The sequence below is a fragment of the Mycobacterium scrofulaceum genome (assembly GCF_001667885.1).
Taxonomy (GTDB): domain Bacteria; phylum Actinomycetota; class Actinomycetes; order Mycobacteriales; family Mycobacteriaceae; genus Mycobacterium; species Mycobacterium scrofulaceum_C.
This window is the reverse complement of sequence record NZ_LZJW01000073.1, coordinates 52,786-63,496: the sequence shown is the minus strand read 5'-3', so window position 1 is coordinate 63,496 and position 10,711 is coordinate 52,786. Positions and strand designations below refer to the sequence as shown.

13 protein-coding genes and 1 pseudogene are annotated in these 10,711 nt (G+C 68.0%); 6 read left to right on the top strand and 8 right to left on the bottom strand.

Annotated elements, in window-relative coordinates:
- From A5681_RS10380 to infA, 8 genes are all read right to left on the bottom strand, one after another.
- A partial coding sequence (locus A5681_RS10380) for a tRNA pseudouridine(38-40) synthase TruA (RefSeq protein ID WP_156737932.1) occupies positions 1-651 on the bottom strand: 651 nt, incomplete at its 3' end.
- Positions 569-1,207 (bottom strand): 50S ribosomal protein L17, encoded by a 639-nt coding sequence (rplQ, locus tag A5681_RS10375; RefSeq protein ID WP_067273263.1) that lies wholly within the window; start codon positions 1,205-1,207, stop codon positions 569-571. The genes A5681_RS10380 and rplQ, both read right to left, overlap by 83 nt.
- Positions 1,208-1,321: 114 nt before the next feature.
- The gene (locus tag A5681_RS10370) at positions 1,322-2,365 is read right to left on the bottom strand and encodes a DNA-directed RNA polymerase subunit alpha (RefSeq protein WP_067273259.1); all 1,044 of its coding nucleotides are present in this window, start codon (positions 2,363-2,365) and stop codon (positions 1,322-1,324) included.
- Between the two features lie 76 nt (positions 2,366-2,441).
- Positions 2,442-3,047 (bottom strand): 30S ribosomal protein S4, encoded by a 606-nt coding sequence (rpsD, locus tag A5681_RS10365; protein WP_067273257.1) that lies wholly within the window; start codon positions 3,045-3,047, stop codon positions 2,442-2,444.
- A gap of 11 nt (positions 3,048-3,058) precedes the next feature.
- Positions 3,059-3,475 carry a 30S ribosomal protein S11 gene (rpsK, locus tag A5681_RS10360; RefSeq protein WP_046182344.1) on the bottom strand — a complete coding sequence of 139 codons (417 nt, stop codon included), beginning with the start codon at positions 3,473-3,475 and terminating at the stop codon, positions 3,059-3,061.
- 6 nt (positions 3,476-3,481) lie between these two features.
- Positions 3,482-3,856, bottom strand: coding sequence for a 30S ribosomal protein S13 (gene rpsM / locus A5681_RS10355; protein WP_007167900.1), 375 nt, complete (start codon positions 3,854-3,856; stop codon positions 3,482-3,484).
- A 259-nt stretch (positions 3,857-4,115) separates the two neighbouring features.
- Positions 4,116-4,229, bottom strand: coding sequence for a 50S ribosomal protein L36 (rpmJ, locus tag A5681_RS26470; protein ID WP_003879483.1), 114 nt, complete (start codon positions 4,227-4,229; stop codon positions 4,116-4,118).
- A gap of 41 nt (positions 4,230-4,270) precedes the next feature.
- Complete coding sequence (gene infA, locus A5681_RS10350; RefSeq protein ID WP_003418601.1) at positions 4,271-4,492, bottom strand: translation initiation factor IF-1; 222 nt, start codon at positions 4,490-4,492, stop codon at positions 4,271-4,273.
- A 252-nt stretch (positions 4,493-4,744) separates the two neighbouring features.
- On the opposite strand from infA, the gene A5681_RS10345 reads away from it, so the two are divergent.
- The 6 genes and pseudogenes from A5681_RS10345 (at position 4,745) to rfbB (ending at position 10,711) form a co-directional block, all read left to right on the top strand.
- Positions 4,745-6,430 carry an FAD-dependent oxidoreductase gene (locus A5681_RS10345; RefSeq protein ID WP_067273256.1) on the top strand — a complete coding sequence of 562 codons (1,686 nt, stop codon included), beginning with the start codon at positions 4,745-4,747 and terminating at the stop codon, positions 6,428-6,430.
- A gap of 8 nt (positions 6,431-6,438) precedes the next feature.
- A pseudogene (locus A5681_RS28160) lies at positions 6,439-6,798 on the top strand (cyclic nucleotide-binding domain-containing protein); the annotation flags it as partial.
- A gap of 537 nt (positions 6,799-7,335) precedes the next feature.
- A complete protein-coding gene (locus A5681_RS28155; RefSeq protein ID WP_419866309.1) occupies positions 7,336-7,929 on the top strand; it encodes a sensor histidine kinase in 594 nt (197 codons plus the stop codon).
- Positions 7,930-7,958: 29 nt separating this feature from the next.
- On the top strand, positions 7,959-8,801 hold the full coding sequence (locus A5681_RS10335; protein ID WP_067273249.1) for an LLM class F420-dependent oxidoreductase: 843 nt from the start codon (positions 7,959-7,961) through the stop codon (positions 8,799-8,801).
- 21 nt (positions 8,802-8,822) lie between these two features.
- The gene (locus A5681_RS10330) at positions 8,823-9,689 is read left to right on the top strand and encodes an LLM class F420-dependent oxidoreductase (RefSeq protein WP_067273244.1); all 867 of its coding nucleotides are present in this window, start codon (positions 8,823-8,825) and stop codon (positions 9,687-9,689) included.
- A 26-nt stretch (positions 9,690-9,715) separates the two neighbouring features.
- Positions 9,716-10,711, top strand: a complete 996-nt coding sequence (gene rfbB / locus A5681_RS10325; RefSeq protein WP_067273239.1) for a dTDP-glucose 4,6-dehydratase — start codon at positions 9,716-9,718, stop codon at positions 10,709-10,711.

Here is a 10,711-nt window from a genome sequence, read left to right as displayed (position 1 = left end):
GTCGAGGCGCTGCAGGTCGCGAATGGTGGTGGCATTGGGCCGGTGCCGGCAGAACCCGGCGAAGTCGTGCAGCCCCACCAGCTCTCGCGAGGCGGCGGCCATCGCGTCGACATCCAGCGGCCGCGGCCACGCGGTGACGTAGCGGGCCAGCTGCGGCTGGACCCCGTAGGGCGCGGTCGACAGCCGATAGGTGTAGTGGCGCCGCAGCGCCGAGAACCGGGCGTCGAAACCCGTTGGGGCGCGCCGGATGTCGAGGACGCGCACGTCGGTGGGCAGGAACCGGCCGAGCCGGCGCACCAGCGGCCGGAACTCCGGCTCGCCGACGTGCGGCGAGCGCGGATAGGCGTTCGGCAGGGCGTCCCCCGACACATCGACGTGGGCCACCTGCCCGGTGGCGTGGACGCCCGTGTCGGTGCGCCCGGCAGCACGCAGCCGCATCGGCGTGCGAAAGAGGGTGCTCAGCGCCTCGTCGAGCACTCCGGCCACGGTGCGCTGGCCGGCCTGAGTCGCCCAGCCCGCGAATTCCGTTCCGTCGTAGGCGATGTCGAGCCGCAGACGGACGTCCTCGTTAACTCTCGTCAGCCTCGTCGGCCTCTTCGGCCTTCTCGGCCTCGGCCCGCGCCGCGATGGCCTCGTCGTGCTTTTCCTCAGCGGCCGCCTCGGCTTCCGTGGACTCCGAGACCTCTGGTGTCTCGGTGGCCTCGGGCTCGGCCGGCTCGGTCACCTCGTCGGCCGTCGGGCCGACGGCTTCCTCAGGCTCAACCGCCGCCTGAGGTGCCGCCGCCGCCGCAACCGGAGCCTTCTTGGGCGTCTTGGCGCGGCGCGCCCGCTCGGCCTCCGAGGTCACCGTCTTCTCCAGCACCAGCTGGATCACCGCCATCGGGGCGTTGTCACCCTTGCGCGGCTCGACCTTGATGATGCGGGTGTAGCCACCATTGCGGTCGGCGAAGAACGGCCCGATCTCGTCGAACAGCTTGTGCACGACGTCCTTGTCGCGGATCTTCTTCATCACCTCGCGACGGTTGTGCAGTGTGCCCTTTTTCGCGTGCGTGATCAGCTTTTCGGCATACGGACGCAGCGCGCGCGCCTTCGGCTCGGTCGTCTTGATCTGGTTGTGCTCGAACAGCGACGTCGCCAGGTTGGCCAGCAGGGCCTTCTGGTGCGAAGACGACCCGCCGAGGCGAGGACCCTTGGTGGGCTTGGGCATTGCACTATCTCCTAAGTGGGGCCGACCCCCGTATCAGGTAGGGCCGGGACGGACGTCTTTAGTTGTGTCCAGTTCCTCAGCGGCCGCTGCACGGCCGCATCGTCACCGGGCTGATTACAGCTGTTCGGTTTCCGCGTAGTCCTGGTCGTCGTACGCGCCCTCGGTGGACCACGTGCCGGTGGCCACGTCGTAGCCGGCCACCTGCGACGGGTCGAAGCTCGCCGGGCTGTCCTTGAGCGACAGGCCCAGCTGGTGCAGCTTGACCTTCACCTCGTCGATGGACTTCTGACCGAAGTTGCGGATGTCGAGCAGGTCGGACTCGGTGCGGCTCACCAGCTCGCCGACGGTGTGCACACCCTCGCGCTTGAGGCAGTTGTAGGACCGCACGGTGAGGTCCAGGTCGTCGATCGGCAGCGCGAACGACGCGATGTGGTCGGCCTCGGCCGGCGACGGCCCGATCTCGATGCCCTCGGCCTCGACGTTGAGTTCGCGTGCCAGGCCGAACAATTCGACCAGGGTCTTACCGGCGGACGCCAGCGCGTCGCGCGGGGTGATCGAGCTCTTGGTCTCGACGTCCAGGATCAGCTTGTCGAAGTCGGTGCGCTGCTCGACACGGGTCGCGTCGACCTTGTAGGTCACCTTGAGCACCGGCGAGTAGATGGAATCGACCGGGATGCGGCCGATTTCGGCACCGGAGGCCCGGTTCTGCACCGCCGGGACGTAACCGCGGCCCCGCTCGACGACGAGCTCCACCTCGAGCTTGCCCTTGTCGTTCAGCGTCGCGATGTGCATGTCGGGGTTGTGCACCGTGACACCGGCGGGCGGCACGATGTCACCGGCGGTGACCGCGCCCGGGCCCTGCTTACGCAGGTACATGGTGACCGGCTCGTCCTCCTCCGAGGAAACCACCAGGCCCTTGAGGTTCAGGATGATCGCGGTGACGTCTTCCTTCACCCCGGCGACGGTGGTGAACTCGTGCAGCACGCCGTCGATGCGGATGCTGGTGACCGCCGCGCCGGGAATCGACGACAGCAGCGTGCGCCGCAGCGAATTGCCCAGGGTGTACCCGAATCCGGGCTCCAGGGGCTCGATGACGAACTGCGAGCGGTTGTCGGTGAGGACTTCCTCCGACAGGGTGGGTCGCTGAGAGATCAGCATGGTGTTTCTTCTTCTCCTTCTCGGCACCCGCTATTTGATGCCGTTTGGGTTTCGAGCCGGGCGGCCCGAAAGTCCGTTACTTCGAGTAGAACTCGACGATCAGCTGCTCGGCGAGCGGCACGTCGATCTGCGCCCGCTCGGGCAGCTGGTGGATCAGGATGCGCTGGCGCTCGCCAACCACCTGCAGCCAGCTCGGGATCGGGCGGTCGCCCGCCGTCTCTCGCGCGATCTGGAACGGCACCGTGTTCAGCGAGCCGTCCCGCACGTCGATGATGTCGTACTGCGACACCCGGTAGCTGGGCACGTTGACGTGCACGCCGTTGACGCTGAAGTGGCCGTGGCTGACCAGCTGGCGGGCCATCCGGCGCGTGCGGGCCAGCCCCGCGCGGTACACGACGTTGTCCAGCCGGCTTTCCAGGATCTTGAGCAGCTCCTCACCCGTCTTGCCGGGCTGCCGGGTGGCCTCTTCGTAGTAGCGGCGGAACTGCTTCTCCATGACGCCGTAGGTGAAGCGGGCCTTCTGCTTCTCCTGCAGCTGCTGCAGGTATTCGCTCTCCTTGATCCGCGCGCGGCCGTGCTGGCCTGGCGGGTAGGGACGCTTCTCGAACGCCTGGTCGCCACCGACCAGGTCGGTGCGCAGCCGGCGCGACTTGCGGGTGATGGGTCCGGTGTAACGAGCCATGATCTGTTCTCCTAGACCCTTCTGCGCTTCGGCGGACGGCAGCCGTTGTGGGGCTGCGGGGTGACGTCGGAGATCGCGCCGACCTCGAGGCCCGCGGCCTGCAGCGAGCGGATCGCCGTCTCCCGGCCCGAGCCCGGGCCCTTGACGAACACGTCGACCTTGCGCACGCCGTGCTCCTGCGCCTTGCGCGCCGCGTTCTCGGCGGCCAGCTGAGCGGCGAACGGGGTGGACTTGCGCGAGCCCTTGAAGCCGACGTGGCCCGACGACGCCCAGGCGATGACGTTGCCCTGGGGGTCGGTGATGCTCACGATCGTGTTGTTGAAGGTGCTCTTGATGTGGGCGGCACCGTGCGGGATGTTCTTCTTTTCCCGCTTGCGGGTCTTCTGCCCCTTCTTGGGGGCAGAGGCTGCCTTCTTGGCTGGTGGCATGTCCGATTACCTGGCCTTCTTCTTGCCTGCGATGGTGCGCTTCGGGCCCTTGCGGGTGCGCGCGTTGGTCTTGGTCCGCTGGCCGCGCACCGGCAGGCCGCGGCGGTGCCGCAGGCCCTGGTAGCAGCCGATCTCGATCTTGCGGCGAATGTCGGCCTGCACCTCGCGGCGCAGGTCGCCCTCAACCTTGAGGTTCGCTTCGATGTAGTCACGCAAGTGGGTCAGCTGGTCGTCGGTCAGGTCCCGGGTGCGCAGGTCCTTGTCGATCCCCGTCGCTGCCAGGATCTCGTTCGACCGGGTACGGCCGACGCCGAAGATGTAGGTCAGCGCGATCTCCATCCGCTTGTCGCGCGGCAGATCGACGCCTACTAATCGAGCCATAGGTGGCGTTTCCTCTTTTCTAGGCGGAGGTCTGATCCCAGTCCGTTCCCGCCTTGAGGCGGGGCCCGGCCTCCGTCCGGGCGTGGATGAACGGCCTATCCGTTCAGTGGTACTGGGAGGTCTGCATTCAGTTGTGTGGGGCAGGGCCGCGCTCGATGGATCGTGGCGACCCGCTGCGCCCGGCTACGCCGCGCTTGCGATCGCCACTATGGATCCTGGCGACCCGCTGCGCCCGGCTACGCCGCGCTTGCGATCGCCACTAGCCCTGGCGCTGCTTGTGGCGCGGATCGGAGCAGATCACCATGACCCGCCCATGCCGACGGATCACCCTGCACTTGTCACAGATTGGCTTGACGCTGGGGTTCACCTTCACGGCTGTTCGATCCTGTTCTTTCTCGTTGTTCTGATGCGGGCTTACTTGTACCGGTACACGATGCGGCCCCGGGACAGGTCGTAGGGAGACAGCTCCACCACCACCCGGTCCTCGGGCAGGATGCGGATGTAGTGCTGCCGCATCTTGCCGCTGATGTGGGCGAGCACCTTGTGACCGTTCTCCAGCTCAATGCGGAACATCGCATTGGGCAGGGGCTCGACCACGCGGCCCTCGACCTCTATGGCACCGTCCTTCTTGGCCATAACTTTTCAGCAATCCTCGTCTTTGGTTTCGTATCCTTTGTGCGCCCTTACCGGCGCAGCATTCGCCCGACTAGAAACGTGGGCCGGTTACAGGAAATTCCTCAGACAGGGCACGCAAAAAGTCGGCGCGGTTGACGCACCGTTGTCCCACGATACCTGGTCAGGCCCCTCGACCCAAAATCGCCGGCAGCGAAATCCGGCGGCCCTCCTCGACCTGCCGCCGGCGCCCTGACGAGGGCATACTTAACCCCGATGACGAGCCCCGCGACTCCTGCAGAACCCACCGCCGCGCCTCGCAAGCCGGTGTTGCTGACCGTCGACGACGATCCCTCGGTATCCCGCGCGGTCGCCCGCGACCTTCGCCGCCAATACGGCGACCGGCACCGCATCGTGCGCGCCGAGTCGGGCCCGGACGCCCTGGACACGCTCAAGGAGCTCAAGCTGCGCGGTGAGACCGTCGCCGTGCTGATCGCCGACTACCGGATGCCGCAGATGAGCGGCATCGAATTCCTGGAGCAGGCGATGGACCTGTACCCCGCCGCGCGGCGGGTGCTGCTGACCGCCTACGCCGACACCCACGCCGCCATCGACGCGATCAACGTCGTCGACCTGGACCACTACCTGCTCAAGCCGTGGGATCCGCCGCAGGAGAAGTTCTACCCCGTCATCGACGGTCTGCTGGAGGCCTGGCGCTCGGCGCCCGAACACCCGATCCCGCACACCAAGGTGATCGGGCACCGCTGGTCGGAGCGGTCCTGGCAGGTGCGCGACTTCCTGGCCCGCAACGGGCTGCACTACTCGTGGTTCATGGCCGACGAACCCGACGGCGAGCGGCTGCTGAAGGCCGCCGGCGAGGACGGCCTGCGGCTGCCCGTCGTCGTCACCGAACGCGGTGACACGCTGGTCGAACCCACCGACGCGCAGCTGGCCGACACTCTGGGTCTGACCACCACGCCGTCGCAGGAGTTCTACGACCTGATCGTCATCGGCGGCGGCCCCGCGGGCCTGGCCGCCGCCGTCTACGGCGCCTCCGAGGGCTTGCGCACGGTCCTCATCGAGCGCACCGCGACCGGCGGGCAGGCCGGCCAGAGCTCACGCATCGAGAACTACCTGGGCTTCCCCGACGGCGTGTCGGGCGGCCAGTTGGCCGACCGCGCCCGCAGGCAGGCCGAGAAGTTCGGCGCCGAGCTGATCACCGCCCGCACCGCGACCGCGCTGGAGGTCAACGGCCCCAAGCGCACCGTGCGGTTCGCCGACGGCGGCTCGATCGACGCGCACGCCGTCATCCTGGCCACCGGCGTCACCTACCGCGAGCATCAAGCCGAGGGCTGCGGCGAGCTGACCGGCAAGGGCGTCTACTACGGCGCGGCCGTCTCGATCGCGTCGGAATGCGCGGGCGAGGAGGTCTACGTCGTCGGCGGGGCCAACTCCGCCGGCCAGGCCGCGATGTACCTGTCGCGCGAAGCCAAATCCGTGACCATCGTGGTGCGCGCCCCGTCGCTGGATGCCTCGATGTCGTACTACCTCATCCAGCAGATCCAGCAGCGGCCCAACATCACCGTGCGCACCTGCACCGAGGTGCGGCGCGCGGTCGGCGCCGATCACCTGGAGCGGCTGACCCTGGTGGACAACCAGACCGGGGAAACCGAGGACGTCACCTGCGCCCGAATGTTCATTTTCATCGGCGCCGCGCCGCGCACCGAGTGGCTGGACGGGGTGCTCGCCCGCGACAACCATGGCTTCGTCCTCACCGGGCCGGACCTGCGCAACGTGTGCGGGTGGACGCTCGACCGCCCGCCGCATCACTTGGAGACCAGCGTGCCGGGCGTCTTCGCCACCGGCGACGTGCGCGCCGAGTCGGCCAAGCGCGTCGCGGCCGCGGTCGGCGAGGGGTCGATGGCCGTCATGCTGGTGCACCGCTACCTGGCCGAGAGCTAGGAGGGGCCATGACCGCCAAGACGCCGTGCGAGCCCGACGAGTTGCGCAGCCTGTTCCTGTTCGAGGCGCTCACCGACGAGCAGCTCGCGGTGTTGTGCGCAGCGGGTCACATCGAGAACTACGAGCCGGGCCCGATCTGCGTCGAGGGCGAGCCGGCGACCTGCTTCTACGTCCTCATCGAGGGCGAGTTGACCATGTCCAAGCTCTCCGGCGGCCAGGACATCGAAACCAACCGCACCTCGCAACGCGGCGTGTACTGCGGCGCCTGGCGGGCGTTCACCGGCGGGAAGCAGAAGAGCTACGACGCCTCGGTGCACGTGACCAAGCCGTCGCGGTTCTTCGTGATGGACGCCCCGGTGTTCGCCCAGTTCATGAGGGACCAGTTCCCGATGGCCGTCCACCTGCTCGACGGCATCGCCGTCGGCACCGACCGGACCCGGCGGATCATCGACAACCGGGAGAAGCTGCTCGCGCTGGGCCGGCTGTCGGCCGGGCTGACCCATCAGCTGAACAACCCCGCGGCGGCGATCGCCCGCGCGGCGGCCGACCTGCGCGGCCGGGTCGCCGGCATGCGGGGCAAGCTGGCCATGCTCGCCGACGGCACCGTCAGCCCCGAGGCGCTCAGCGCCCTGGTCCACCTCCAGCAGGGGGTGGCCGAGCAGGTCGCGAAGTCGGCCACGGAGCACCTGAGCGCGATGGAAACCGCCGACCGCGAGGACGCCGTCGGCGACTGGCTGGAAGAGCACGGTGTCGAGGGCGGCTGGGACATCGCGCCGACCTTCGTCGAAGGCGGCATCGACACCGACTGGCTGGAGCGGATTTCCACGGTCAGCGAGGAACTCGCGTCGACATCGTTGGAGGAGGCGATCCGGTGGATCAACTACACCATCGAGAGCGAGCTGCTGATGAACCAGATTCTCGAAGCGAGCAAACGGATTTCGGCGTTGGTCGCCGACGCCAAGCAGTATTCGCAGCTTGACCGGGCCCCGTTCCAGGTGGCCAACGTCCACGAACTGCTGCGCAGCACCCTGGTGATGTTCGCCGACCGGTTGACCAAGGACGGCAGCAGGGACGCTAAATCGATCACCCTGGTGAAGGATTTCGACCAGTCGCTTCCCGAAATCCCCTGCTACCCAGGCGATCTCAACCAGGTGTGGACCAACATCATCGACAACGCCATCGCCGCGATGCGCGACCAGGGCGGCACGCTGACCGTCCGCACCTGCCGGGAGGGCGAGAACATGGTCCGCGTCGAGATCTGCGACACCGGCCCCGGGGTGCCCGAGGACGTGCGCGAGCACATCTTCGAGCCGTTCTTCACCACCAAGCCGTTCGGCGAGGGCACCGGGCTGGGGCTGGACCTCGCGTTCAACATCGTCGTCAAGAAGCATCGCGGGGACCTGCGCGTGGAATCGGTGCCCGGCGACACCCGGTTCATCGTGCTGCTGCCGCTCGAGGTCCCGCCGGTCGCCGACCCGGAGCCCGCGGAAGCGGAATAGGTCCACCGCCGCACCGGTTGGGAACAACCATGACCGATGCAGCGAGCAAGCCCAACCTCGGCCGGTTCGGATCGTTCGGACGCGGCGTCACGCCTGAACAAGCCAAAGACATCGAAGCCCTGGGTTATGGGGCCGTCTGGGTGGGCGGCTCGCCGCCGGCCGAGCTGGCCTGGGTGGAGCCCATCCTCGAAGCGACGACCACCCTGCAGGTCGCCACCGGCATCGTCAACATCTGGACGGCCGCGGCCAAGCCGGTGGCCGAGTCGTTCCACCGCATCGAGGCGGCCTACCCCGGCCGCTTCCTGCTGGGCATCGGCGTCGGCCATCCCGAGGCGCACGCCGAGTACCGCAAGCCCTACGACGCGCTGGCGGAGTACCTGCAGCAGCTCGACGACTACGGCGTGCCCGCCAACCGCCGCGTGGTGGCCGCGCTCGGCCCGCGCGTGCTCAAGCTGTCCGCGGAGCGCGCCGCCGGGGCGCACCCGTACCTCACCACCCCCGAACACACCGCGCGGGCCCGCGAGCTGATCGGCCCGTCGGCGTTCCTGGCGCCCGAACACAAGGCCGTGCTGACCACCGACGTAGAGAAGGCCCGTACGGTGGGCCGCAGGGCGCTCGACATCTACTTCCAGCTCGCCAATTATCGCAACAACTGGAAGCGGCTCGGATTCACCGACGAGGAAGTCACCAAGCCGGGCAGCGACCGCCTGATCGACTCGTTGGTCGCTTACGGCACGCCGGAGGCGATCGCGGCCCGGTTGAAGGAGCACCTCGACGCGGGCGCCGACCACGTGCCCGTGCAGGTCCTGACCAAGGATGAAAACCTGGTGCCGGCATTGGCGGAGTTGGCGGGGCCGCTCGGACTGAACTAGCAGACCCGGGAGGGGACGTACATGACCGAGGCAGTAGCACTTAAACCCGACCTGGGCCGGTTCGGCGTCTGGCTGCCGAACCGATCCATCACGCCAGAACTGGCGGCTCGAATCGAGTCGCTCGGCTACGGCGCGGCCTGGATCGGCGGTTCGCCGGACGCCGAGCTGTCGTGGGTGGAGCCGGCCCTGGCGCAGACCACCTCGCTGCAACTGGCAACGGGGATCATCAACATCTGGACCGCGCCGGCCCCGGCCGTCGCGCAGTCCTTCCAGCGCATCGAAAAGGCTTATCCCGGAAGGTTTTTGCTGGGGGTCGGCGTCGGACATCCCGAGCACACCCAGGAGTACGTCAAGCCGTACGACGCGCTGGCCTCCTACCTCGACGAGCTCGACGCCGCGATGGTGCCCACCAGCCGCCGCGTGCTCGCCGCGCTCGGACCCCGCGTGTTGCGGCTGGCCGCCGAACGCAGCGCCGGCGCGCACCCGTATCTGACCACGCCGGAACACACGGCCAAGGCGCGCGAGCAGCTGGGCGGTTCGGTGTTCCTGGCGCCAGAACACAAGGTGGTGCTCACCACGGACGCGGACCAGGCCCGCACCATCGGGCGCAGGTACGCCGACTTCTACCTGGACCTGAGCAACTACGTGAACAACTGGCTGCGGCTCGGGTTCACCGAAGCCGACGTCCGCAAGCCGGGCAGCGACCGGCTCATCGACGCGGTCGTCGCGTACGGCACCCCGGAGGCCATCGCGCAGCGACTCCGCGAGCACTGCGACGCGGGGGCCGACCACGTGGCCATCCAGGTGCTGGACAGCCAGAACGACGACGCGCTGGTCGCGGCGCTGGGTGAATTGGCCGGGCCGCTGGGGCTGACTCCCGCAAGCTGACCGACTCCCTCGGTTAGGGTTTGACCATGCGGTTACTGGTCACCGGCGGCGCGGGTTTCATCGGCGCGAACTTCGTGCACAGCACCGTCCGCGAACACCCCGAGGACTCAGTGACGGTGCTCGACGCCCTCACCTACGCCGGGCGGCGCGAGTCGCTGGCCGACGTCGAGGACGCCATCCGGCTGGTGGTCGGCGACATCTGCGACACCGAGCTGGTCTCCCGGCTGGTCGCCGAGTCCGACGCGGTCGTGCACTTCGCCGCGGAGAGCCACGTGGACAACGCGCTGGACGACCCGGGCCCGTTCCTGCACACCAACGTGGTCGGCACGTTCACCATCCTGGAAGCCGTCCGGCGCCACGGCGTGCGCCTGCACCACATTTCAACCGACGAGGTCTACGGCGACCTCGAGCTCGACGACCCCAACCGGTTCACCGAGTCGACGCCCTACAACCCGTCCAGCCCGTATTCGGCCACCAAGGCCGGCGCCGACATGCTGGTCCGGGCCTGGGTGCGCTCCTACGGCGTGCGCGCGACGATCTCGAATTGCTCCAACAACTACGGCCCGTATCAGCACGTAGAGAAGTTCATCCCGCGCCAGATCACCAACGTGCTCACCGGCCGGCGGCCCAAGCTGTACGGCAGCGGCGCCAACGTCCGCGACTGGATCCACGTCGACGACCACAACAGCGCGGTGCGGCGAATCCTGGAGAAAGGTGAAATCGGCCGCACTTACCTGATCAGCTCCGAGGGCGAACGCGACAACCTCAGTGTGCTGCGCACGCTGCTGAAGATGATGGGTCGCGAGCCGGACGACTTCGACCACGTGACCGACCGAGTCGGCCACGACCTGCGTTACGCCATCGACCCGTCGATGCTGTATGACGAACTGTGTTGGGCGCCAAAGCATACCGATTTCGAGGAGGGCTTGAGCGCCACCATCGACTGGTATCGTGCCAACGAATCGTGGTGGCGCCCTCTGAAGGACGCCGCGGAAGCCCGTTACGAAGAGCGTGGTCAATAA